Here is a 23651-nt window from a genome sequence, read left to right on the forward strand (position 1 = left end):
GACCCGGACCAGGACGCCAAGCCCTACATGCAGGACCTGACGGTCGAACTGAAGGACACCGACAAGATGCTGCTGGACGCGCTGCAGCGCATCAAGTCCGACGTCGACGACTCGCTGGCGCTGCGCCGCTCGTGCCGCGAAGGCGTGTGCGGTTCGGACGCGATGAACATCAACGGCAAGAACGGCCTGGCCTGCACCACCAACCTGAACGAGCTGAGCGAGCCGATCGTGCTGCGTCCGCTGCCCGGCCTGCCGGTGATCCGCGACCTGATCGTCGACATGACGCAGTTCTTCAAGCAGTACGATTCGATCAAGCCGTTCCTGATCAACGACTCGATCCCGCCGGAGAAGGAACGCCTGCAGTCGCCGGCCGAGCGCGAGGAGCTCGACGGCCTGTACGAATGCATCCTGTGCGCCTGCTGCTCGACCTCGTGCCCGTCGTTCTGGTGGAACCCGGACAAGTTCGTCGGCCCGGCCGGCCTGCTGCAAGCCTACCGCTTCATCGCCGACTCGCGCGACGAGGCCACCGGCGCGCGCCTGGACAACCTGGAGGACCCGTACCGCCTGTTCCGCTGCCACTCGATCATGAACTGCGTCGACGTTTGCCCGAAAGGTCTGAACCCGAACAAGGCGATCGGCAAGATCAAGGAATTGATGGTCCGCCGCGCGATCTGACATGAGCGACACGACCAAGCCTGCGCATCAGGCAGACCCCGCCAACCGTGCCCGCCTGCGCTGGCGCGCGCGCCGCGGTCTGCTGGAAAACGACATCATACTGACGCGTTTTCTCGATGCGCACGAAACCGAATTGACCGACGAGGAAGTGGACGCGCTCACGCGGCTGCTGGACTTGTCGGACAATGCGCTGATGGATCTGGTGCTGGCTCGCTCGGAGCCGGAGGGCGAGGTCGATCTGCCGCATGTGCGCGCACTGCTGCAACGCTTGCGCCTAGCGTAAAAGACGCCGGCCCGAGCGGGCCGGTTCCTTGCGCCGCTGGAAAGTTTTTAGTTTTTTTTTATTAGCTGCATCTCTCCCAAAGGACGAGCCCATGAACACCTCTGACACCAAAGCTACACTGTCGTTCTCCGACGGCAGCCCATCGGTTGAAATGCCGATCTACAAAGGCACGGTCGGTCCGGACGTCATCGACATCCGCAAACTGTACGGCGCCACCGGCAAGTTCACCTACGACCCGGGCTTCATGTCCACCGCCGCGTGCAACTCGTCGATCACCTACATCGACGGCGACAAGGGCGAGCTGCAGTACCGCGGCTACCCGATCGAGCAACTGGCCGTGAACGCCGACTTCATGGAATCGTGCTACCTGCTGCTGAACGGCGAACTGCCGAACAAGGCCGAGAAGGCCAAGTTCGTGGAAACCGTCACCAAGCACACCATGGTGCACGAGCAGATGCAGTTCTTCTTCCGCGGTTTCCGTCGCGACGCGCACCCGATGTCGGTGCTGGTCGGCACCGTCGGCGCGCTGGCCTCGTTCTACCACGACTCGCTGGACATCAACGACCCGCACCACCGCGAAGTGTCGGCCATCCGCCTGATCGCCAAGATGCCGACCCTGGTCGCCATGGCCTACAAGTACTCGGTCGGCCAGCCGTTCGTGTACCCGCGCAACGACCTGTCGTACAGCGCCAACTTCATGCGCATGATGTTCGGCAACCCGTGCGAGGAATACAAGGTCAACGACGTGCTGGTGCGCGCGCTGGACCGCATCCTGATCCTGCACGCGGACCACGAGCAGAACGCGTCGACCTCGACCGTGCGTCTGGCCGGTTCCTCGGGCGCCAACCCGTTCGCCTGTATCGCGGCCGGCATCGCCTGCCTGTGGGGCCCCGCCCACGGCGGCGCGAACGAAGCGGCGCTGACCATGCTGAAGGAAATCGGCTCGGTCGAAAACATCCCCGCCTTCATCGCCCAGGTGAAAGACAAGAACTCCGGCGTCAAGCTGATGGGCTTCGGTCACCGCGTGTACAAGAACTTCGACCCGCGCGCCAAGCTGATGCGCGAAACCTGCCACGAGGTGCTGGAAGAGCTGGGCCTGCAGGACGACCCGCTGTTCAAGCTGGCGATGGAACTGGAAAAGATCGCGCTGAACGACGAGTACTTCGTGTCGCGCAAGCTGTACCCGAACGTCGACTTCTACTCGGGCATCGTGCAATCGGCGCTGGGCATTCCGGTGTCGCTGTTCACCGGTATCTTCGCCATGGCCCGCACCATCGGCTGGATCGCCCAGTGGAACGAGATGATCGCCGATCCGGAACAGAAGATCGGCCGTCCGCGCCAGCTGTTCGTCGGCGCCACCGCCCGCGACGTGCCGCCGCTGGACAAGCGTTAATCGACGCCCGCCCCCGGCAATAAAAAAGCGAGCTTCGGCTCGCTTTTTTTATCGGCCCGGCTCAATGCCGCCGGCCGCCCAGCCAGCGCTCCAGCGCGGGGCCATCCAGCGGCTGGCTCACGTAATGGCCCTGCATGCTGGCGCAGCCGTGCGCGGCCAGGAAGTCGCGCTGGGCCTGGGTTTCGACGCCGGTCGCCACCACCTCGATGTTGAGGTTCTGGCCGATGTCCAGCATGGTCTTGGCCAGCGCGCCGCTGTGCCCCAGCGGGCAGATCTCGCGCACCGAGGCGGACGACATCTTCAGGTGGTCGATCGCCAGCGCGCGCAGGCACTTCAGGTTGGAGACGCCGCCGCCGAACTCGTCCAGCGAGAGCCGCAGCCCCATCTTGTGCATGCGGGCGCTGAGCCGCTGGGCCTGGTCTGGGTCGTGCAGCAGTTGCGCCTCGCGCATTTCCAGCTCCACGCAGTTCGGGTCCACCCGGTGCTGCGCCAGCCGTTCGGCGATGTAGGGCAGGTAGTCGCGCTGGCTGAATTCGCGGCGCGAGGCGTTGATGGAGACCGGCACGCCGGGGTAGCCCAGCTCCGACAGGCGCGTGATCAGGCCGCAGGCCTCCTCCAGCACGCGCCGCCCCAGCGGCACGATCAGGCCGTTCTCCTCGGCGTCCGGCAGGAAGGCGCCGGGCAGCAGTTCGCCCAGCTGCGGGTGGCGCCAGCGCAGCAGCGCCTCCAGTCCCAGCAGCCTGCCGGTGGCCACGCAGACGTTGGGCTGGTACATCAGGTAGATCTGGTCGCGCGATAGGGCGTCCCGCAACGCCTGCTCCAGGTTTTGCCGGGCCTCGGCCGAGGCGGCCATTTCCGGCGAGTAGAAGTGCACCGCGTGGCTGCCGCCCTTCTTGCCCTCGTACATGGCGGCGTCGGCCGCGCACAGCATCTGGCTGAAGGTGTCGCCGTCGCTGGGATAGATCGCCACGCCCATGCTGGCGCCGACGGTGATGTTGCAGTGGCCGATGTCGAGCTCCTCGGCCAGCGCGGCGCGGATGCGGCCGATCATGGCCAAGGTGAAGCGCAGCGAGGGCTGGTCGCTCAGCACCAGCACGAACTCGTCGCCGCCCAGCCGCGCCACCGTGTCGGTGTCGCGCACGGCCGAACGCAGCCGGTGGCCGACGCCGGCCAGCACCCGGTCGCCCGCCTCGTGGCCCATGGTGTCGTTGATGTGCTTGAACTTGTTCAAGTCCATCAGGATCACCGCCACCCGCCGCCCGCTGCGCCTGGCGGCCAGCATGGCCTGCTCCATCCGGTCGCGCAGCAGCGTGCGGTTGGCCAGGCCGGTCAGCGCGTCGTGCGTGACCTGGTGTTCCAGCTGCGCGGTGCGTTGCTTGAGCTCGGTGATGTCCTCCAGGATGCCGATGAAATGGGTGGTCTGCCCCTGGCCGTCCCGCACCGGCGTCACGGCCAGGTGGTTCCAGAACTGCTCGCCGTTCTTGCGCTGGGTGCGCATCACCACGGTGATCGGGCGGTGCTCGGCGATCGCCGCCGCCAGTTGCTCGCGCTGTTCGTGGTCGAGGTCCTCGGCGTCCATGAAGCGCGAGTCGCGCCCCACCACGTCGTCGTGGCTGTAGCCGGTGATGCGCTCGAACGCCGGGTTCACGTATTCGATGGGATTGTCGACGCCATCGCAGCGGGTGATGACGATGCCGTTGCTGGCCGCGTGCAGCGCGCGCTCGCGCAGCGCCAGGGCGGCGCTCTGGCGCGAATCGCCGGGCAGGTCGATGGCGTTGCCCAGCAGGTAGCGCCGCTGGCCCGCCAGCAGGCAGGCGCCGAAGAAGATGTAGGGGACGCGCTGGCCGTCCACCTGCAGGTGGGCGCGCAATTCGACGTGCTCATGGTCCTCGAGCACGCTGCAGAAGGCGCGCGCCACGGCCAGCCGTTCGTCCGGCGGAAACAGCTCCAGCATGTGGACCGCGCGCAGGCGGTCGCCTTCCAGCCCGGTGGCGCGTTCGACCTGCTCGTTCCAAAGTATGAAGTGCCCCGCCTCATCCAGGACGTAGAACGCGCCGCTCAGCAGGTTCATCACGTCCCTCAGCTGCGAGGCCCCGACCTCGCTGGCCGGGTCCTGTTCCCCGTCTTTCATATCCGCCCCTGTGCATCTAATAGTTATGGCCCGGACGTCGCGGCGATGGTTGTCGCGCTTGTTCAGGACATACTAGTTTAATAACAGTGACGAATCCATGTCGCCCGCTTGAACGCGCCGGGCGCCACTTGGCGGGTGATCAGGCGGCCAGGAAGCGCGCCACCTCGTCGGCGGTGGGGGGATTGCAGCCGTCGCGCATGGCGTTCAGGCTGGCGGTGGCCACGGCGTAGCGCGCGGCCCGTTCCAGCACCGCCAAGTCCGCCTTGTCCAGGGCGGACGGCGTCAGCGCGCCCGAATGTTCCAGGCTGACGACCAGGCCGGCCAGGAAGCAGTCGCCGCAGCCGACCGTGTCCGCCACCGGCAGGTCCGCCGGCGTGCCGACCCGCACCGTGCCCTGGCGCGACAGCAGCACGGCGCCTTCCGCGCCCAGCGTCAGCGCCACCAGGCCCACGCCCGGCAGGTCCAGCAGGGCGCGGGCGGCGTCCTCCGGGGGCACGCCGGTGTAGCCCAGGTGTTCCAGGTCCTCCTCGCTGACCTTGATCAGGTGGGCGCGGGCCAAGGCGCGGCGCACGCCGGCGGCGTAGCGGTCCAGGTCGCGGCAGGCCAGCGGCCGCATATTGGCGTCCACCGCGATCAGCGCGTCGGCGCCGGCCGCGCTGGTCATCACGGCCAGGGTGTTGTCCAGGTCGTCCGGCACCAGCGCCAGCGCGCCGGTCTGGAACACGCGCATGGCCGCCGGCTGCGCGGCGCTGGCCCGTTCGGGCGCGATGTCGCGGTCGGCCACGGCCTCGCGGTGGAAGGTGTAGCTGGGCGAGCCGCCGGCGTCCAGGGTGACCACGGCCAGCGACGTGGGGCGGGTGCTGCGCTCCGGGCTGCCCAGGCGCACGCCGGCGTCCGCCAGCATGCGGGCGAAACCGTCGCCGAAGCTGTCGTCGGACAGCGGGTTCAGGTAGGTGGCCGCCTTGCCCTGGCGCGCCACGGCCACCGTGAAGTTGCAGACCGCGCCGCCCAGCACCGCGCTGAAGCGTCCGTCGGCCTTCTGGATCATGTCGACGAGGGCTTCGCCATAGGTCACTACCATTGCTGTCTCCAAAGATGTTCGGGTGTGGGCTCGACTATAAGTTCGGTCGATTAATAAATCAAGAAGTTTTATTTAATCGGCGTGGCGCGCCCGGCGATTGCCAGCGCGGCGGCGATCGGGCAGACTGCCGCCATGCAAAACCATCCCGCCCCCGACGACAGCCTGCGCCCGCGCGGCTCCAACCAGACCGGCATGCGCCAGTTCAACGAGCGCGTGGTGTTGCAGGCCATCCGCCTGAACGGCAGCCTGCCGAAGGCGGACCTGGCGCGGCTGACCACGCTCAGCACGCAAACCGTGTCGCTGATCATCAACCGCCTGTTCGACGACGGCCTGGTGGTCAAGCGCGCGCCGCTGCGCGGCAAGATCGGCCAGCCCTCGGTGCCGATCGCGCTCAACCCGGACGGCGCCTACGCCATCGGCGTCAAGATAGGGCGGCGCAGCCTGGACGTGCTGCTGCTCGACTTCACCGGCGCGGTGCGCGCGCGCCACTCGCAGGCCTACCGCTTCCCCGACCCGGAGCTGGTGTTCGAGGCCATCGCCGCGCAAGTGGGCGCGATGCGCGCCGCGCTGTCGGCGGAGGCGCGCGGACGCATCCACGGCATCGGCGTGGCGGCGCCGCTGTCGCTGGGCAGCTGGCAGGAGTTGATGGGCGTGGCCCCGGACGAGGCGGACCGCTGGAACCGGCTCGACATCGCGCGCCGCATCGAGGCCGGCACCGGCCTGCCGGTGATGTTCGCCAAGGACACCGCCGCCGCCTGCGTGGCAGAACTGGTGGCGGGCAGGGGACGCAGCGTCAAGAGCTTCCTGTATCTGTTCGTCGACACCTTCATCGGCGGCGGCCTGGTCATCGACAGCAATCTGTACGCGGGCATGAACGGCAACGCCGGCGCGGTCGGCTCGCTGCCGGTGGGCGTGGCCGGGCCGGGGCGGGCGGCGCCGCCGCAGCTGCTGTCGGCCGCCTCGCTGCTGGGGCTGGAGCGCATGTTCGAGCAGGCCGGGCTGGACCCGGCCGCCGCCTACGACGAGCGCGCCATGCAGGGGGCGTGGGCGGCGCACAGCCTGCGCTGGGCCGGGCACGCGGCGGCCGGCGTCGCCATGGCCGTCGCCAGCGCCAGCTGCATGCTCGATCCGGAGGGCGTGATCATCGACGGCTCGTGCAGCCGCGCGCTGCTGGAGCGCCTGATGGCGGACGTGTCGGCCGCGCTGGGACGCTACGACTGGGAGGGCGTGCAGCGGCCCCAGGTGCTGGCCGGGACCATAGGCTCGGACGCCCGCGCGCTGGGCGGCGCGCTGCTGCCGCTGTACGCCAATTTCGCGCCGGACCGGGACGTGTTCCTCAAGCTGGAGGACTGAGGCGTTCAGCTCCTCATGGCGCCGTGTCCCGGGGCCGCCGCCAGCAAATGCTCCAGCGCCGGCTGGGTGAGCGGGGCGCTGAAGATGTGGCCCTGGGCCTGGTCGCAGCCGTATGCGATCAGCAGGTCGCGCTGGGCCTCGGTCTCCACGCCCTCGGCGATGACTTCGATGCTCATGTTGTGGGCGATGTCGATCAGCGTCTTGGCCAGTTGCTTGCCGGTGCCGGCCTGGGAGCCGATTTCGCGGATGGAGGCGCGCGTCAGCTTCAGGTGCTGGATCGGCATGCTTTGCAGATAGACCAGGTTGCTGGCGCCGGCGCCGAAATCGTCGACCGCCAGCCGGATGCCCAGGTCCCTGGCGGCCAGGGCCACCTCGCGGCACAGGTGGGGATTGCGCGTCAGGTGCTCCTCGCGCAGCTCCAGCTCGAAATTGCGCGGCGCGATGCCGTACTTGCGCAGTGTGTTGCCGACGTTGGCGATGTAATTGTCCTGGATGAACTCGCGGTAGGAGGCGTTCACCGACAGCGGCAGCTCGCCGTGGCCCAGCGCGGCCAGGCGCTGCAGCGCGGCGCAGGCGTGCTCCAGCGCCCAGCGCCCCAGCGGCACGATCAGGCCGTTCTCCTCGGCGTCGCCGAGGAAGGCCGTGGGCAGCAGCACGCCCAGCTCCGGATGGCGCCAGCGCAGCAGCGCCTCGACGCCCACCACGGCGCCGCTGCGCAGCGACCACTTGGGCTGGTACAGCATGAACAGTTCGTTGTCCGCCAGCGCGTGGCGCATGTCGCATTCCAGCTTTTGCCTGGCCTCCGTGCTGGAGCGCATGTCGGCGGAGAAAAAGTGCACCTCCTTGTCGGTGCTGGTCTTGGCGTGGTACATCGCCACGTCGGCCGCGCGCACCAGGTCGAAGGCGGTGACGCCGTCGTGCGGGAATATGCTCACGCCCATGCTGGCGCCGACCGCGATGTCCTTGCCGTCGAACACCATGGGCTTGCCCATGGCGGCGCACAGGCGGTCCACCATGCGCAGCGTGAAGCGCAGCGAGGGTTGGTCCGCCAGCACCAGCACGAACTCGTCGCCGCTCAGGCGGGCCACCGTGTCGCTTTCGCGCACCGCCGACTGCAGGCGGCGCGCGGCCATCTTCAGCACTTCGTCGCCGGCCTCGTGGCCCAGCGTGTCGTTGATCTGCTTGAACTTGTTCAGGTCGACCAGGATGATGGCCACCAGCGTCTTGTTGCGCTGGGCCGTGTGCAGCGCCTGCTCCAGCCGGTCCCACAGCAGGTTGCGGTTGGCCAGGCCGGTCAGCGGATCGTGGTTGACCTCGTGCTCCAGGTGGGAGGTGCGCTGCTTGAGCGCGGTCACGTCGTTGATGACGCCGATGAAGTGCGTCACCTCGCCGCTCTCGGCGCGCACCGGGGTGATGGCCAGGTCGTTCCAGAACAATTCGCCGTTCTTGCGCCGGTTGCGGAACACCACGTTGATTTCGCGCCGCTCGCGGATGGCCTCGCGCAACTGGCCGCGCTCGACCTCGTCCAGGCCGGGCGCGGCCATGAAGCGCGAGTCGAGGCCGATGGCCTCGGCGGCGGTGTAGCCGGTGATCTGCTCGAACGCCGGATTGACGTATTCGATCGGATTGTTGACGCCGTCGCAGCGCGTGATGACGATGCCGTTGCTGGTGGCGTGCAGCGCCCGGTCGCGCAGGCGCAGCGCCTTCTCGTCCGCGCGGCGCCGCGAGATGTCCATGCCCATGCAGAAAATATAATATTTGCCCTCGCAGGCGAAGCGGCTGGCTGAGAACAGATAGGGCGTGGCGTGGCCGTCCTTGGCCACCAGGTCCGCCTCCAGCTGGACCTCGGCGTCCCGCTGCAGCACCTCCTGCATTTTCCGCAGCAGCAGGTCGTGGTCGCGCGGCCGGAACACGTCCGTCACGTGGCAGACCAGCAGTTCCTCCGCGCTCATCTGGGAGGTTTCCTCGACACGCTTGTTCCACAGCATCAGGCTTCCGGCGCTGTTGATGACGCAGAAGTTGTGGCTACCCAGGGAGGTCAACGATTTCAGCGCCACTTCGCTGATCAACTCGCGTTCGCCGCACAGGTCCGAGGTGTCGGCTTGGTTGATGGGATGGACAGGCATGCCGGACTCCCGAGTGTGTTCGATACCCGGATAGACAGCTGGGGTACTTGGACGTTCGGCCGGGCGCGGCTTATTTTTCCCGGTCCAGCAGGGCCTGGATTTCCTCGCGTTCCTTCTTCGTCACGTGGCCGCCGCGCAGCGCCGCCAGCACCAGCGCCTTGCCGGAGCCGGAGAAGGCCTTCTGGATCAAGTCCTTCAGCAGACTGGTCTGCACCGACTCCTGTTCCTGCACCGGCGCGTAGACGTGGGCGCGCTGGCTCTCGTCCCTGCTCAGCAGGCCCTTGGTGTGCATCACCTGCAGCAGGCGCAGCACGGTGGCGTAGTTCATGTCCGGGCGCGACTCCAGCGCGGCGGCGTGCACCTGCTTGGCGGTGGACGGTCCCAGCGCGAACAGCAGGCGCAGCATTTCCAGTTCGGAGGCGGTCGGTTTGGGCGGGGCGGAGGTGGTCATGGAACTAGAATAAAATATCTAGATCATCTTGTCTACTGCGGCGCCGGCTTTTTTGTAAAGTTTTGTTAGCCGTTTGCCCTCCGCGCGTCCTAGTACACGGTAAGTAAATGTAAGCGCTTCGCCTGCCCGGTCTAGGAAAAATTCTTTTGAATTCAATCTGTTATGGATTTCGGTATGGTGCCGGTCAGCCATTGGTTAGCCGCGGCGCGTGGTGATAGCATGCAGGCGCGCCGCACTGGCCCAGTGGCGGCGGCACTTCTAAGGACACGCAATGCAACCGTGCAGTAACCTCGCCTTCGCGCTGAGCGCGCTCGCCATCGCCATCAAGCTCGCCCCGGCCGCCATGGCCGCCACGCCCCCGCCTCTGGCCATCCCCGCCGTCGCCGTCAAGGCCGGCGCAAGCGCGTTGCAAGTGCGCTGGGAGTCGGGGGCGCGGGAGGCACGCTTCGTCATCACCAATCCGGACAGCAAGCCGCTGCCGCCGGCCGGCTGGGCTATCTACTTCAATTCCATGGCCGGCATCGAGACGGGAGCGCTGGACGGCGGCCTCGCGCTGGAACAGGTCGGCGGCGCCTTGTACCGCCTGCGTCCGGGCGCGGGTTTTCCCGGCGTCGCTCCCGGGCAGGCATTGACGGTCGCCTACCGCCACACGGACGTGCTGAACCGGATATCGAAGGCGCCCACCGGGCCGTATCTGGTGTTCGACGACGCGTCGGCGACAGGGCTCGCCATCGGCGACTACCAGGCCGGCATGCCTGGCGCGGTTCCGGGCGCGGCGCCGACGCCGCAAGCGATCTACCAGCGCAACGCGCTGGCCGATGACTTGCCCGCCGGCGCGCTGCCACCCATCTTCCCGACGCCGCGGTCGCTGGCGCCGCACGGCGGGCAATTGCGCGTGGCCGCGATGCCGCGCGTGACGGCGCCGTCTTCGCTCATCAACGAGGCCGCGCTGGCGCACGCCATCTTCCGGCGCCATTTTTCCGCGAATGCCGGCGGCGCCGCTGCCGCAAACGTCGCCAACGCCAACGCCAACGCGGCCAGTGCCGCCAGTGCCGCGAGCGGTCCTCCGCTGCGACTGGAGTTGCGGCCCATCGCCGGCCCGAGCTCGCCGGAAGCTTATGAGTTGCGCGTCGATCCCGTCGCCGGCATCGCCATCGCCGGCAACACGGCGGCGGGCGTCGCCATGGGCTTGCAGTCGCTGCGCGACCTGCTGCCGGTCGAGGCGAGCGCCGCCTTCGACCTGCCTGCGCTGGCCGTCAGTGATGCGCCGCGCTTTCCCCACCGCGGCCTGCTGCTGGATGTGAGCCGCAATTTCCAGCGCAAGGAAACGGTGTTCAGGCTGCTGGACCAGATGGCCCGCTACAAGCTCAACACCTTGCATTTCCACCTGACCGACGACGAGGGCTGGCGCATCGAGATCGCCGGCATCCCGGAGCTGACCGCCATCGGCGCTCGTCGCGGCCACGAGTCCGGACCGGTGGCCACGCGGCTGGAGCCGGCTTACGGTTCCGGTTCCGGCGTGGACGACCCGCATGGCGGCGGCTACTACACGCGCGCCGACTACATCGAGATCCTGCGCTACGCCGCCGCGCGCCACATCGACGTGATCCCGGAGATCGAAATGCCGGGCCACGCGCGCGCCGCCGTCAAGGCCATGGAGGCGCGCCACCGGCGCCTGGAAAAAAGCCGGCCCGCCGAGGCGCGCCGCTACCTGCTCAGCGACGCGGACGACCGGTCCGTCTACAAGTCGCCCCAGCTGTACACGGACCACGTGATGAACCCGGGGCTTGAGTCGACTTTCACCTTCATCGAACGGGTGGTGGCCGAGGTGGCGGCGCTGCACAAGCGGGCCGGCGTGCCGCTGAAGACCATGCACGTGGGCGGCGACGAGTTGCCCGATGGGGCATGGGAAAAGTCGCCCCGCGCCGCCGCGCTGATGAAGCGGCGGAACATCGATTCGACGGCCGGGCTGTGGGACTATTTCTATGACCGTGTCGCCACCATCCTGCGCAAGCGGGGCCTGGGCGCCTCGGGTTGGGAGGAGATGGGGGCGCGCAAGGTCATGGCGGGAGGCAAGGCCAAGCTGATACCGAACCCGGTGTTCAGCCGGCGCGGCTTCCAGCTCTACGTGTGGAACAACACCGAGGGCGCCGAGGATCTCGCCTATCGCCTGGCCAACGGCGGCTACGACGTGGTGCTGGCGCCCGTCACCAACCTGTATTTCGACATGGCCCACAACGCCAGCGCCGAGGAGCCGGGCGTGGACTGGAACGGACCGGTCGAACTCGATCGCGTGTACGACTTCATCCCCTACGATTACCTGAGGAACGCCGATATCGACCCGGCCCGCAAGCTGGGCAAGGAGGGCCTGGGCGACGACGGCCGGCGCCGCATCCGCGGCCTCGAAGGCACGCTGTTCACCGAGACCGTGCGCGACCCGGCCCTGATCGATTACCTGACCATGCCGCGCATGCTGGCCCTGGCCGAGCGCGCATGGGCTGCCGACCCGGCCTGGGCCACCGAGCCCGATGGCGCCAAGGCCAAGGTACTGCACCGCGCCGCGTGGAGCGGCTTCGTCAACGCGCTGGGCAAGCGCGTGCTGCCGCGCCTGGACCTGGAGGACGGCGGCGTGCGCTACCGCATCGCGCCGCCCGGCCTGATGATCGAGGGTGGCCGCGTGATGGCCAACCACCAGCTCCCCGGCCTGGCGCTGCGCTACACCACCGACGGCAGCGACCCGACCATGGCCAGTGCGCTGGTCAGCGGACCGATCTCCGAGCACGGCGCCATCGCGGTGGCCGCCTTCGACCGCAACGGGCGGCGTGGCTGGGTGTCCCGCATCGACCACCCCTGACCGGGCGGGGGCGGCCGCCGGCCCGGTTCTAGGCGGCTCCCGGGCCGGCGCCCGTTTGCCTTAGCCGTCCAAGCTGAGATTCGATGACGCCGAACAGCGGCCGGGATTGGTGGTCGGACTGGCGGCATGCGCTCGCCAGGCCTTGAAGCTGCTCCAGAACGGGCAGGGACGCGGCTGGCGCGTCGCAGCGTTCGAGCAGCTCGTCCAGCAAGTGGCCGAAGGCGCGCACTTCGAGCCGCTCCAGTTGCGCGGCGTGCGGCGCGGCCGGATCGTAGAAGGAGGCGGCGCCGAAGTCGCCCAGCAGCGCGCGGCCCCGGCCGCAGTGCAGGATGTTGTGGCCGTACAGGTCGCCATGCATGATGCCGCGCCGGTGCAGGTGGCCGGCGGCCGAGGCGATGCCATGGGCGATGGCCAGCATGGCGTCCAGCTCGAAGCGTTTGGCGGGCGGGTAGACGTCGCGCGTGCAGCTGTCCAGGCTGGGCGGTCCCGCGAGATTGCCGAACGCCGGATCGATCAGCGACATCACCAGGCCGTGCGTGCCGGCCGGATGACCATGGACCCGGGCCCGCACCGGGATCAGGTTGGGATGCGCACCGGCGCCGACGCAGGCCGCCATTTCGCTTTGCGGCGAACCGTCGCTGGTCACGTCGCCCTTGAACAGCTTGACGGCCACGGGCCGCGCGCTTTCGGCGTGGCGGTGCCGCGCCTGGTGGATGACGCCGGACGCGCCTTCGCCCAGTTGATGCTGGATCGCCAGGTCGTCCCAGGCGATGCTGTCGATGGGCGTGTCCGCCACCGCGGTGGCCTCGCGGGGAGCGCTGAAGGGATTGCCGGCGTAGGCCAGCCAGGCCAGGCGCGGCATCGCGGCGAGCCAGGATGGTAGTTCGGTCAGACGGTTGGCGGCGATGCGCAGCAGTTCGAGCCGCGAGCAGGCTGCCAGTTCCTCGGGCAGGGCGCGCAGGCGGTTACCGGCGAGCATCAGCTTTTGCAGCTGGGCGCAATCGCCGATGGCGGCGGGCAGCGTTTCGAGTTCGTTGCCGGTGAGGATAAGCCAGCGCAGCTTGGCGGGCAGCGAGCGGTCCGGCACGTGGTGGATGCGGTTGGCCTTGAAGCCGACCATGCTTAACTCGGGGCAGGCGCCCAGCGCTTTTGGCAGTTCGATGAACTGGTTATCGGAGCAGAACAGGATGCGCAGCTTGGCCAGCCGGGGCAGGTCGTCCGGCAGCGTGGACAGCGCGTTGCCGGACAGGTCCAGGATTTCCAGCGTGTCGGCCAGGTCGAAGATCTCGCGCGGGAATTCGGTCAGGCCGCAGGCCAGCCGCAGGCGTGTGGCGCCGGCCAGTTCTCCGGCGCGTAGCTGTTCGAGGGTGTGCATTGGTGGTGGTGGGAGGAGCGCGAAAGCGCAGAGTTTACCATTCGTGGCTTCGGGCCGCGCCGCACGCCGTTGAGCATCCCAGGCACCCCGGTCGCGACGACGCGTTTGCTCACTGCAGATGGGCGTCCGGGAAGTCCCGGTTGGGAAATTCCGGCTGATGTGCCGGGCGTTCAGGTAGAGGGACTGGGGCGCATCCGCGTTGGAGGGCGGCGTTGCACACAGGCCAGTTGCAACCCGGCGGCACTTCAACAGATGAGGAAATGGCCGCGCAAAGCCGGTTTGGACGCGTGGCCGATGCACTTCGACGCCGAAGATGATAGTGGAACGTTGACTTCGCGCCGCATCACCTTACAATTCCATTAACAAACGCCGCTGGTGCGGTCAGTTCAATACGGTTTATCCGCCGCCAATAGCGCTTGGGAGAGTTGACTGTTAACGGGGCGGCCGATCAACACTATTCGTTAGGCCCCTTAGGGGGCGATCGAGATGACCATTGAAGCTTCAATTCAAGCTGCTGAGGCCTCGCTCATGAAGGCACTGGAGTCAAAACGCTCAGCCATAGACGATAGGACAGGCAAAGGAAGTGCAACCGAACTGATCATTGAGCGAGATTTGCTCCTTCCACATCTCCCTCCGCATCTGCGCTGCGGAAAGGGGGCCGTCGTGCAGACATCGGCGCCAGCGGTGCAGTCACCTGCCATTGATCGAGTGATTAGTGATCCCTCCGCAGCGTCACCCCTTCTCTATGACGATGCGCATTCCATCTTTCCGATCGAGGCGGTCTGCGGTCTTGTCGAGATAACCATGCACTTAGATGCTTCAAAGCTTCGGGGGGACATAGAGCGTATGGTGCCGGTGAAGGCCATGCGAACGCGTCGATATCTCAAGCCCATACCGGGCAGCAAGACCAAGACTGAACGTATTCCGCGCGAAGCAATATCTCCGCGTAGCTTCATCATTGGGCTTCCAGCCGATCCAAATTGGAAGGCCAAGACTATTGCCGCCGTGTTGCGCTCGATACAGATGGATTTGGGAGCACCCACCCACGTGCACGGTCTGTACGCGCTGGGCGTTGGCTTCTTCGAAACCGTAGGCGTCGATTCCGACGCCGAGCGCATGTATCGCGTCCGTGGTTGGCTTGGCCCGGATCGTCTATTTCGCTTTACAACCTCTCTGCGGCAATCGTTCGATCGGTGGCAAAGCCTGCCAACCGGCTGGAGTGCGGACCTTCAAGGGTATGTCAATGGCAGCAGTAGTATCCTGGCAGAGTAGCGCGAAGTGAAAGCAATTCGAGAGGAAATTGAAAAATGACGAAGCGCGTTCGGCCCCAAGCGGTGTCCGCAGGCGAGGCTTTGGGGCGCAAGCTGTTACAGTCTGTGCGCGAGATGAAAGCGGGGCAAGCCGCGCGTGTCACGACGGTGGAGCTGAACGAAGTCGCGGAAGCGCGTCGGAGCACAGGTCTATCCCAGGCCCAGTTCGCTGAGATCCTGTGCATTTCCAAGCGTACTTTGCAGGAATGGGAGCAAGGGCGCCGCGCACCGTAGGCGCGGCGCAAGCGCTCATACGCATCGCCAAACGTCATCCTGAAGTCCTTCTTGAAACGATCGGCTAACTCGCCATTGCAACGGATGCCTGTCGGCGCCGCTGAAATGACGAGGATAGCGGCCAAGCCCCAATAGGGCTCGACGCCGATTACCACTTTCCTACCACTTCATCTCGCCCTTCGCCACCTTGGCGCTGAGCTGCAGCGCGCTTTCCAGGCCGGCGGCGGGATGGGCTGCCTTCATCGCGGCGGCCAGCGCCGCGGAATCGGCGGCTTTCGCGGTCTCGGCCTCGAACTGGCGCACGTAGTTGGCCGTGTAGGCGATACTGTCCGGCGTGAACGCGGCGCCGGGCTGGAAGTGGCCGGGCACCACCGTCACCGGCTTCAGCGCGGCCACGCGGTCCAGCGTGGACAGCCATTGGCGGCGCGATTCCGCGCTCTGCGTGTCGGCCATCCACACGTGCAGGCCCTGGAACAGCACCACGCCACCGGCCACCGCCTTGATGGACGGGATCCACACGAAGGTGCGGTCGCGGTCCGGCCCCTCGATCTTCAGCTTTTCACCCTCCAGCGTGATCTCGTCGCCGGCCAGCGCCTGCGGCATGACGATCTTTTGCGGCGCGTTCTCCTTCAGGATCGGCCCCCAGTGCGCCACCTTGGCGGCGGCCTTCTTCTCCATCGCGGCCACGGTGCCCGGCGTGGCGACGATGCGCGCTTCCGGGAAGGCGGCCTGGATCACGTCCAGCCCGAAATAGAAGTCCGGGTCGCCGTGGCTGACGTAGACGGTGGTCAGGCGCTTGCCGCTGGCGCGTATCAGTTGCACCAGTTTTTGCGCTTCGCCGCGCGAGAACTGGGCGTCGATCAGCACCGCGTCCTTGTCGCCCTTCACCAGCACCGAGGCGACCGGGAAGATGGCGGCTTCGCCGGGGTTGAACACTTCCAGCGTCAGCGGCGCGGCGAGGGAGGTGGCGGCGGCGGCGGTGGCGACCGCGGCGGCGATGGCTTGCTTGATCATGGTGTTGGCTCCGGTTGATGTGATGGAGGCAGTGTAGGCCCGCGCATTCGTTTGAAAAACAGTGTAAATTGCAATGGTTAATTGCATGGATCGAATGAATGGACAGGCTCACGGCGGCAAAGGTGTTTCGCGAGATCGCGGAGCGGGGCAGCATGATCGCCGCCGCCGAGGCGCTGGACATGTCGCGCGCCATGGTCACGCGCTACCTGGCGGAGATGGAGGAGTGGTGCGGCGTGCGCCTGCTGCACCGGACCACGCGCCGCGTCAGCCTGACGGCGGCGGGCGAGCAGACCCTGGCGCGCTGCCGCGAAATGCTGGCGATGGCGGACGACATGGTGGCCGCCGGCCAGGCCGATCCGCTGGCGCCGCACGGCCTGCTGCGCGTGGCCAGTTCCCATTCGCTGGCGCAGACCGCGCTGGCCGGCGCGGTGGCGGCCTTCCTGCTGCGCCATCCGCGCGTCAGCATCGACCTGCAGGTCGACAACCGCGCCGTCAACCTGGTCGAGCAGCGCATCGACCTGGCCGTGCGCATCACCAACGAGCTCGATCCCGGCCTGATCGCGCGCCGCCTGGGTGATTGCGACTCGGTGGTGGTGGCGGCCCCGGCCTACCTGGAGCGGCGCGGCGCGCCGCGGACGGCGGCCGAGCTGGCGGGCCACAACTGCCTCACCTACAGCTATTTCGGCAAGAGCGTGTGGCGCTTCGCTTGGGAGGGGGAGTCGGTCCAGGTGCCGGTGGGCGGCAACCTGTCGGCCAACGAATCGATGGCGCTGCTGGCGGCGGCGGTGGAGGGCGCGGGCGTCGCGCTGCAGCCGCGCTTCGCGGCCGCGCCGCTGCTGGCGGACGGCAAACTGGTGGAATTGCTGCCCGACCATCGCCCGCAGCAGATGGGCATTTACGGCATCTACAGCTCGCGCGAGCACATGCCGCCGGCGCTGCGCGCCATGCTGGACCATTTGCTGGACTGGTTCGCCAGCGACCCCGGCTGGCTTTCCGCCAGCCATGGCAATTATTAAAGCGACATGCTTGACACGCCGGAAACCCGCATATTTTCTTGCAATTTGATTGTCCGGACTCAACACAGCGTGCTATCCTACGTGACCGTTTTTGAACACCATTTGTAAAGTTTCAGTAAAAGAGTCCTTCCCCACAACTTGATGTGCAATCCGCTAACCGGTCAGGCCGTGTCGCGGAAGGTTAGATTAACCCGCTAATCTCGCGAAGCGCGAAGAAAGGTGAGCAATATGATGCAACAACAATCGTCCAACTCCTATTTGTTTGGCGGAAATGCACCGTACGTTGAAGAGCTGTACGAGGCGTATCTCGACAATCCAGGTTCCGTGCCAGACAACTGGCGCTCGTATTTCGACGCCATGCAGCACGTGCCGGCCGTCGATGGCACCAACAAGCCCGACGTCGCCCACGCCTCCGTCATCGCCTCCTTCGCCGAACGCGCGAAAGCCGGCCCGATCCGCACCGTGGTCGCCTCCGCCGACGCCGAGATGGGCCGCAAACGCGTCGCCGCCACCCAGCTGATCGCCGCCTACCGCTACCTGGGTTCCCGCTGGGCCAACCTGGACCCGCTGCAGCGCCAGGAACGTCCCGCCATTCCGGAACTGGAACCATCGTTCTACGGCTTCACCGACGCCGACCTGGACACCGTTTTCAACATCAGCAACACCTACTTCGGTCCCGAGACCGCGTCCCTGCGCGACCTGACCAACTTCCTGCGCGACACCTACACCCGTTCGATCGGCGCGGAATACATGTACATCTCCGACCCGGCCGAAAAGCGCTGGCTGCAGGAGCGCCTGGAGTCGATCCGCTCGACCCCGAACTTCACGGCGGAAAAGAAAAAACACATCCTGGACCGCCTGACCGCGGCCGAGGGCCTGGAGCGCTACCTCCACACCAAATACGTCGGCCAGAAGCGCTTCTCGCTGGAAGGCGGCGAAACGTTCATCGCCTCGATCGACGAGATCATCCAGCGCGCCGGTGAAAAAGGCGTGCAGGAAATCGTCATCGGCATGGCCCACCGCGGCCGCCTGAACGTGCTGGTCAACACCCTGGGCAAGTCGCCCAAGGAACTGTTCGAGGAATTCGAAGGCAAGCACGGCGACGACTTGCCGGCCGGCGACGTGAAATACCACCAGGGCTTCTCGTCCGACATCTCCACCGCGGGCGGCCCGGTCCACCTGTCGCTGGCGTTCAACCCGTCGCACCTGGAAATCGTCAACCCCGTGGTCGAGGGTTCGGTCAAGGCGCGCATGGACCGCCGCGGCGACGCGCTGGGCGCGCAAGTGCTGCCTATCCTGGTGCACGGCGACGCCGCCTTCGCCGGCCAGGGCGTCGTGATGGAAACGCTGAACCTGGCGCAGACCCGCGGCTACGGCACGGGCGGCACGGTGCACATCGTGATCAACAACCAGATCGGCTTCACCACCTCCGACCCGCGCGACGCGCGTTCGACCATCTACTGCTCCGACGTCGTCAAGATGATCGAGGCGCCGGTGCTGCACGTGAACGCCGACGATCCCGAAGCCGTGGTGCTGGCCTCGCAAATCGCGATGGATTACCGCCTGCAGTTCCAGAAGGACATCGTCGTCGACATCATTTGCTACCGCAAACTGGGCCACAACGAGCAGGACACGCCCGCTCTGACCCAGCCGCTGATGTACAAGAAGATCGCCCAGCACCCAGGCACCCGCAAGCTGTACGCGGACAAGCTGGTGGCGCAAGGCGTGATCGGCGCCGATGGCGGCGACCAGATGGTGGCCGCCTTCCGCGACGCCATGGACGCCGGCAAGCACACCGTCGATCCGGTGATCTCCAACTTCAAGAACAAGTACGCGGTCGACTGGCTGCCGTTCCTGAACCGCAAGTGGACCGACTCGGCCGACACCGCCGTGCCGATGACCGAACTGAAACGCCTGGCCACCCGCATCACCACCGTGCCGGAAGGCTTCAAGGTGCACTCGCTGGTCGAGAAGGTGCTGGGCGACCGCGCCGCCATGGGCCGCGGCGAACTGAACCTGGACTGGGGCATGGGCGAACACCTGGCCTACGCCTCGCTGGCCGCCTCCGGCTACGCCGTGCGCCTGACCGGCCAGGACGCCGGCCGCGGCACCTTCGTGCACCGCCACGCCGTGCTGCACGACCAGAACCGCGAGCGTTGGGACGCCGGCACCTACGTGCCGCTGCAGAACATCTCCGAAGGCCAGGCGCCGTTCACCGTGATCGACTCCGTGCTGTCCGAAGAGGCGGTGCTGGGCTTCGAATACGGCTACTCGACCGCCGAGCCGAACACGCTGACGATCTGGGAAGCCCAGTTCGGCGACTTCGTCAACGGCGCCCAGGTTGTCATCGACCAGTTCATCAGCTCCGGCGAAGTGAAGTGGGGCCGCGCCTCCGGCCTGGTCATGATGCTGCCGCACGGTTACGAAGGCCAGGGTCCCGAGCACTCGTCCGCGCGTCCCGAGCGTTTCCTGCAGCTGTGCGCCGACAACAACATGCAAGTGGTGCAGCCGACCACCGCCGCCCAGATCTTCCACCTGCTGCGCCGCCAGATGGTGCGCCAGTTCCGCAAGCCGCTGGTCATCCTGACCCCGAAATCGCTGCTGCGCAACAAGGACGCGGGTTCCGCCCTGGGCGAACTGGCCAAGGGCGCGTTCCAGACCGTGATCGGCGAAGTGGACGACAAGATCGACGCCAAGAAGGTCAAGCGCGTGGTGGCCTGCTCCGGCAAGGTGTACTACGACCTGGTCAACGCCCGCAAGACGCGCGGCCAGACCGATACCGCCATCGTCCGTGTCGAACAGCTGTATCCCTTCCCGCACAAGTCGTTCACCGCCGAACTGAAGAAGTTCCCGAACGCGACGGAAGTGGTGTGGGCGCAGGATGAGCCGCAGAATCAGGGCCCATGGTTCCAGATCCAGCACAACCTCTTCGAGTCCATGGAAGCCGGCCAGCGCCTGGCGTACGCCGGCCGTCCGGCCTCCGCGTCGCCCGCCGTCGGTTACTACGACAAGCACTACGCCCAGCAAAAAGACCTGCTGGAAACGGCGTTCTCGAAGCTGAAGGGCTTCATCCTGACGAAATAAGTCAAGGGCGCCGCGCGGGTCGCGCGGCTCCTCACCAAATAGATCAGCACCGGCTCCGCCCGCGATGGGCGGAGCCGCATAAAAATACAAGTTACGGAGTTTTTTCATGGCACAAATCGAAGTTAAAGTACCCCAGCTGTCCGAATCCGTCGCCGAAGCGACCCTGTTGTCCTGGCATAAAAAAGTCGGCGAGGCCGTGGCCCGCGACGAGAACATGATCGACATCGAAACCGACAAGGTCGTGCTGGAACTGCCAGCGCCGGCCGCCGGCGTTGTCGTGCAAATCATTGAAGCGGACGGCGCCACCGTGGTCGCCGGCCAAGTCATCGCCATCATCGACACGGAAGGCTCGGCGCATGCGCCGAGCGCCGGCGCCGCGCCATCGGCACCAGCCGCCGCCGCCGCTCCGGCAGCAGCTCCAGCCGCCGCCACCGGTGGTTCCAAAGGCGACGTGGCCATGCCGGCCGCCGCCAAGATCCTGTCCGAAGCCGGCCTGTCCGCCTCGAACGTTGCCGGTTCCGGCAAAGACGGCCGCGTGACCAAGGGCGACGCCCTGGCCGCCGCCTCCGCGCCGAAACCCGCGGCACCGGCACCGCTGGCGCCAGCCGCCGCCAAGCCCGCGCTGCAGAAAGTGGCCGCGCCTAGCGTGAACCTGGGCGAGCGTCCGGAAGAGCGCGTGCCGATGAGCCGCCTGCGCGCGCGTATCGCCGAGCGCCTGCTGGAATCGCAATCGACCAACGCCATCCTGACCACGTTCAACGAAGTGAACATGCAGCCGGTCATCGACCTGCGCAACAAGTACAAGGACAAGTTCGAGAAAGAGCACGGCGTGAAGCTGGGCTTCATGTCCTTCTTCGTCAAGGCCGCCGTCGCCGCGCTGAAAAAGTACCCGATCATCAACGCCTCGGTTGACGGCAACGACATCGTCTACCACGGCTACTTCGACATCGGCATCGCCGTGGGCTCCCCACGCGGCCTGGTGGTGCCCATCCTGCGCAACGCGGACCAGATGAGCATCGCCGACATCGAGAAGAAGATCGGCGAATTCGGCGCCAAGGCCAAGGAAGGCAAGCTGACCCTGGAAGACCTGACCGGCGGCACCTTCTCGATCTCGAACGGCGGCACCTTCGGCTCCATGCTGTCGACCCCGATCATCAACCCGCCGCAGTCGGCCATCCTGGGCGTGCACGCGACCAAGGACCGCGCGGTCGTCGAAAACGGCCAGATCGTGGTCCGTCCGATGAACTACCTGGCCATGTCCTATGACCACCGCATCATCGACGGCCGCGAAGCCGTGCTGGGCCTGGTGGCCATGAAGGAAGCGCTGGAAGATCCGGCGCGCCTGCTGCTGGACCTGTAATTCGGCCAAAAACCCAAGCGAGGGCCGGGGTCGGACCCAGTGGGTCCGACCCCAGATTCGCCTCTGGTTTTAATGAGAGGTGTCATGAGCGTCTCCGATGAAATCAAGCGGCTCCACGAGCTGCACCAGGCCGGCGCGCTGACGGACGACGAGTTCGCCCGCGCCAAGCAGAAGCTGCTGGACACGGCCGAGGCGCCGAAGTACGGCGGCCCGTCCGACGACCTCGCCAGCGAGTTCAACCGCTTCCGCCGTTCGCGCGCCGACCGCTGGCTGGGCGGCGTGTGCGGCGGGCTGGGCAAGGTGTCCGGCATGGAGTCCTGGATCTGGCGCCTGGTGTTCGCGCTGTTCACGATTTCCTTCGGCTTCGGCCTCGTGATCTACCTCTTACTTTGGATCTTCGTCCCGGACGAATCTTGATTGGAAATACCACACATGAGCAACAAACAATTTGACGTCGTCGTTATCGGCGCTGGCCCCGGCGGCTACATCGCCGCCATCCGCGCAGCGCAGCTGGGCTTCTCCGTCGCCTGCGTCGACGAGTGGAGCAACGCCAAGGGCGGCCCCGCTCCAGGCGGCACCTGCACCAACGTCGGCTGCATCCCTTCGAAAGCGCTGCTGCAATCGTCCGAGCACTACGAGCACGCCGGCCACTCCTTCAAGGAGCACGGCATCGACGTCAGCGGCCTGTCGCTGAACCTGGGCCAGATGGTCAAGCGCAAGGACACCGTCGTCAAGCAGAACAACGACGGCATCCTGTTCCTGTTCAAGAAGAACAAGGTCACCTTCTTCCACGGCCGCGCAGCGTTCGGCGGCGCCGCCGGCGCCGAGGGCTACCCGATCGCCATCGCCGGCAAGGACAACGAGACCATCAACGCCAAGCAGGTCATCATCGCCACCGGTTCCAACGCGCGCGCGCTGCCCGGCGCCGAGTTCGACGAGAAACTGATCCTGTCGAACACCGGCGCGCTGGCGATCGACGCCGTGCCCGCCAACCTGGGCGTCATCGGCGCCGGCGTGATCGGCCTGGAAATGGGCTCCGTGTGGCGCCGCCTGGGCTCCAAGGTCACCGTGCTGGAAGGCCTGCCGACCTTCCTGGGCGCCGTGGACGAGCAGATCGCCAAGGAAGCGCACAAGCTGTTCACCAAGCAGGGCCTGGCGATCAGCCTGGGCTGCAAGATCAACAGCGTCACCAAGGGTGCTGACAACGTCACCGTGGAATACGCCGACGCCAAGGGCGAGGCGGTCACCGCCGTGTTCGACAAGCTGATCGTCTCGATCGGCCGCACCCCGAACACCAACGGCCTGGGCGCCGACAAGGTCGGCCTGGCGCTGGACGAGCGCGGCTTCATCGCCGTGGACGGCGACTGCAAGACCAACCTGCCGAACGTGTGGGCGGTGGGCGACGTGGTGCGCGGCCCGATGCTGGCGCACAAGGCCGAGGAAGAGGGCGTGGCGGTCGCCGAGCGCATCGCCGGCCAGCACGGCCACACCAACTTCGACACGATTCCATGGGTGATCTACACCTCGCCGGAAATCGCGTGGGTCGGCAAGACCGAGCAGCAACTGAAGGCCGAGGGCACGCCCTACAAGGCCGGCACCTTCCCGTTCCTGGCCAACGGCCGCGCGCGCGCGCTGGGCGACACCTCGGGCATGGTCAAGTTCCTGGCGCACGCCACCACCGACGAGATCCTGGGCGTGCACATCATCGGCCCGATGGCCTCCGAGCTGATCTCGGAAGCCGTGGTGGCGATGGAGTTCAAGGCCTCGGCCGAGGACATCGCCCGCATCTGCCACGCCCACCCATCGCTGTCCGAGGCGACCAAGGAAGCCGCGCTGGCCATCGACAAGCGCACGCTGAACTTCTAAGCGTAGGGCGGAGTAGCGCAACGCGCTATTCCGCCGGCGTACCGA

18 protein-coding genes are annotated in these 23651 nt (G+C 66.8%); 12 read left to right on the plus strand and 6 right to left on the minus strand.

What is annotated here, in order from left to right:
* From BM436_RS23565 to BM436_RS23575, 3 genes are all read left to right on the plus strand, one after another.
* A partial coding sequence (locus BM436_RS23565; protein ID WP_093557988.1) for a succinate dehydrogenase iron-sulfur subunit occupies positions 1-675 on the plus strand: 675 nt, incomplete at its 5' end.
* Position 676: 1 nt separating this feature from the next.
* Complete coding sequence (locus tag BM436_RS23570) at positions 677-958, plus strand: FAD assembly factor SdhE (RefSeq protein ID WP_093557989.1); 282 nt, start codon at positions 677-679, stop codon at positions 956-958.
* Between the two features lie 91 nt (positions 959-1049).
* Positions 1050-2351: a citrate synthase gene (locus BM436_RS23575; RefSeq protein WP_093557990.1), complete on the plus strand. Its 1302-nt coding sequence runs from the start codon at positions 1050-1052 to the stop codon at positions 2349-2351.
* Between the two features lie 61 nt (positions 2352-2412).
* Here BM436_RS23575 and BM436_RS23580 read toward each other — a convergent pair whose 3' ends face one another.
* The gene (locus BM436_RS23580; RefSeq protein WP_093557991.1) at positions 2413-4482 is read right to left on the minus strand and encodes a putative bifunctional diguanylate cyclase/phosphodiesterase; all 2070 of its coding nucleotides are present in this window, start codon (positions 4480-4482) and stop codon (positions 2413-2415) included.
* A 139-nt stretch (positions 4483-4621) separates the two neighbouring features.
* On the minus strand, positions 4622-5563 hold the full coding sequence (locus BM436_RS23585; RefSeq protein ID WP_093557992.1) for a PfkB family carbohydrate kinase: 942 nt from the start codon (positions 5561-5563) through the stop codon (positions 4622-4624).
* 132 nt (positions 5564-5695) lie between these two features.
* On the opposite strand from BM436_RS23585, the gene BM436_RS23590 reads away from it, so the two are divergent.
* Entirely contained in the window at positions 5696-6916 is a 1221-nt protein-coding gene (locus BM436_RS23590) for an ROK family transcriptional regulator (protein WP_093558076.1), read from the plus strand.
* 5 nt (positions 6917-6921) lie between these two features.
* Here BM436_RS23590 and BM436_RS23595 read toward each other — a convergent pair whose 3' ends face one another.
* Positions 6922-9042 carry a putative bifunctional diguanylate cyclase/phosphodiesterase gene (locus BM436_RS23595; RefSeq protein ID WP_093557993.1) on the minus strand — a complete coding sequence of 707 codons (2121 nt, stop codon included), beginning with the start codon at positions 9040-9042 and terminating at the stop codon, positions 6922-6924.
* Positions 9043-9112: 70 nt separating this feature from the next.
* Positions 9113-9493, minus strand: coding sequence for a BlaI/MecI/CopY family transcriptional regulator (locus BM436_RS23600; RefSeq protein WP_093557994.1), 381 nt, complete (start codon positions 9491-9493; stop codon positions 9113-9115).
* Between the two features lie 271 nt (positions 9494-9764).
* On the opposite strand from BM436_RS23600, the gene BM436_RS23605 reads away from it, so the two are divergent.
* Positions 9765-12347, plus strand: a complete 2583-nt coding sequence (locus tag BM436_RS23605; protein WP_093557995.1) for a family 20 glycosylhydrolase — start codon at positions 9765-9767, stop codon at positions 12345-12347.
* Between the two features lie 28 nt (positions 12348-12375).
* On the opposite strand, the gene BM436_RS23610 is transcribed toward BM436_RS23605, so the two are convergent.
* Positions 12376-13722 carry a leucine-rich repeat-containing protein kinase family protein gene (locus BM436_RS23610; protein ID WP_093557996.1) on the minus strand — a complete coding sequence of 449 codons (1347 nt, stop codon included), beginning with the start codon at positions 13720-13722 and terminating at the stop codon, positions 12376-12378.
* A gap of 486 nt (positions 13723-14208) precedes the next feature.
* Between BM436_RS23610 and BM436_RS36430 the strand changes: the two genes are divergently transcribed.
* Both BM436_RS36430 and BM436_RS23615 read left to right on the plus strand, forming a co-directional pair.
* Positions 14209-14994, plus strand: a complete 786-nt coding sequence (locus BM436_RS36430; RefSeq protein ID WP_143133289.1) for a DUF6602 domain-containing protein — start codon at positions 14209-14211, stop codon at positions 14992-14994.
* A gap of 35 nt (positions 14995-15029) precedes the next feature.
* A complete protein-coding gene (locus BM436_RS23615; RefSeq protein WP_307666153.1) occupies positions 15030-15266 on the plus strand; it encodes a helix-turn-helix domain-containing protein in 237 nt (78 codons plus the stop codon).
* 159 nt (positions 15267-15425) lie between these two features.
* Here BM436_RS23615 and BM436_RS23620 read toward each other — a convergent pair whose 3' ends face one another.
* Positions 15426-16280, minus strand: coding sequence for an MBL fold metallo-hydrolase (locus tag BM436_RS23620; protein ID WP_093557997.1), 855 nt, complete (start codon positions 16278-16280; stop codon positions 15426-15428).
* Between the two features lie 98 nt (positions 16281-16378).
* On the opposite strand from BM436_RS23620, the gene BM436_RS23625 reads away from it, so the two are divergent.
* The 5 genes from BM436_RS23625 (at position 16379) to lpdA (ending at position 23606) form a co-directional block, all read left to right on the plus strand.
* Positions 16379-17296: a LysR family transcriptional regulator gene (locus BM436_RS23625; protein ID WP_093557998.1), complete on the plus strand. Its 918-nt coding sequence runs from the start codon at positions 16379-16381 to the stop codon at positions 17294-17296.
* A 228-nt stretch (positions 17297-17524) separates the two neighbouring features.
* Positions 17525-20380 (plus strand): 2-oxoglutarate dehydrogenase E1 component, encoded by a 2856-nt coding sequence (locus BM436_RS23630; RefSeq protein ID WP_093557999.1) that lies wholly within the window; start codon positions 17525-17527, stop codon positions 20378-20380.
* Positions 20381-20486: 106 nt separating this feature from the next.
* A complete protein-coding gene (gene odhB, locus BM436_RS23635; RefSeq protein ID WP_093558000.1) occupies positions 20487-21740 on the plus strand; it encodes a 2-oxoglutarate dehydrogenase complex dihydrolipoyllysine-residue succinyltransferase in 1254 nt (417 codons plus the stop codon).
* An 84-nt stretch (positions 21741-21824) separates the two neighbouring features.
* Positions 21825-22157, plus strand: a complete 333-nt coding sequence (locus tag BM436_RS23640; protein ID WP_093558001.1) for a PspC domain-containing protein — start codon at positions 21825-21827, stop codon at positions 22155-22157.
* 15 nt (positions 22158-22172) lie between these two features.
* On the plus strand, positions 22173-23606 hold the full coding sequence (gene lpdA, locus BM436_RS23645; RefSeq protein WP_093558002.1) for a dihydrolipoyl dehydrogenase: 1434 nt from the start codon (positions 22173-22175) through the stop codon (positions 23604-23606).
* Positions 23607-23651: the final 45 nt, after the last annotated feature.

It is taken from the genome of Pseudoduganella namucuonensis (assembly GCF_900116645.1).
GTDB classification, from domain to species: Bacteria; Pseudomonadota; Gammaproteobacteria; order Burkholderiales; family Burkholderiaceae_D; genus Rugamonas; species Rugamonas namucuonensis.

Bases quoted from the DNA above. Each gene is read 5' to 3' on its own strand.
- BM436_RS23570 (WP_093557989.1), top strand. From the start codon at position 677: ATGAGCGACACGACCAAGCCTGCGCATCAGGCAGACCCCGCCAACCGT.
- BM436_RS23575 (WP_093557990.1), top strand. From the start codon at position 1,050: ATGAACACCTCTGACACCAAAGCTACACTGTCGTTCTCCGACGGCAGC.
- BM436_RS23580 (WP_093557991.1), bottom strand. From the start codon at position 4,482: ATGAAAGACGGGGAACAGGACCCGGCCAGCGAGGTCGGGGCCTCGCAG.
- BM436_RS23585 (WP_093557992.1), bottom strand. From the start codon at position 5,563: ATGGTAGTGACCTATGGCGAAGCCCTCGTCGACATGATCCAGAAGGCC.
- BM436_RS23590 (WP_093558076.1), top strand. From the start codon at position 5,696: ATGCAAAACCATCCCGCCCCCGACGACAGCCTGCGCCCGCGCGGCTCC.
- BM436_RS23595 (WP_093557993.1), bottom strand. From the start codon at position 9,042: ATGCCTGTCCATCCCATCAACCAAGCCGACACCTCGGACCTGTGCGGC.
- BM436_RS23600 (WP_093557994.1), bottom strand. From the start codon at position 9,493: ATGACCACCTCCGCCCCGCCCAAACCGACCGCCTCCGAACTGGAAATG.
- BM436_RS23605 (WP_093557995.1), top strand. From the start codon at position 9,765: ATGCAACCGTGCAGTAACCTCGCCTTCGCGCTGAGCGCGCTCGCCATC.
- BM436_RS23610 (WP_093557996.1), bottom strand. From the start codon at position 13,722: ATGCACACCCTCGAACAGCTACGCGCCGGAGAACTGGCCGGCGCCACA.
- BM436_RS36430 (WP_143133289.1), top strand. From the start codon at position 14,209: ATGACCATTGAAGCTTCAATTCAAGCTGCTGAGGCCTCGCTCATGAAG.
- BM436_RS23615 (WP_307666153.1), top strand. From the start codon at position 15,030: ATGACGAAGCGCGTTCGGCCCCAAGCGGTGTCCGCAGGCGAGGCTTTG.
- BM436_RS23620 (WP_093557997.1), bottom strand. From the start codon at position 16,280: ATGATCAAGCAAGCCATCGCCGCCGCGGTCGCCACCGCCGCCGCCGCC.
- BM436_RS23625 (WP_093557998.1), top strand. From the start codon at position 16,379: ATGGACAGGCTCACGGCGGCAAAGGTGTTTCGCGAGATCGCGGAGCGG.
- BM436_RS23630 (WP_093557999.1), top strand. From the start codon at position 17,525: ATGATGCAACAACAATCGTCCAACTCCTATTTGTTTGGCGGAAATGCA.
- odhB (WP_093558000.1), top strand. From the start codon at position 20,487: ATGGCACAAATCGAAGTTAAAGTACCCCAGCTGTCCGAATCCGTCGCC.
- BM436_RS23640 (WP_093558001.1), top strand. From the start codon at position 21,825: ATGAGCGTCTCCGATGAAATCAAGCGGCTCCACGAGCTGCACCAGGCC.
- lpdA (WP_093558002.1), top strand. From the start codon at position 22,173: ATGAGCAACAAACAATTTGACGTCGTCGTTATCGGCGCTGGCCCCGGC.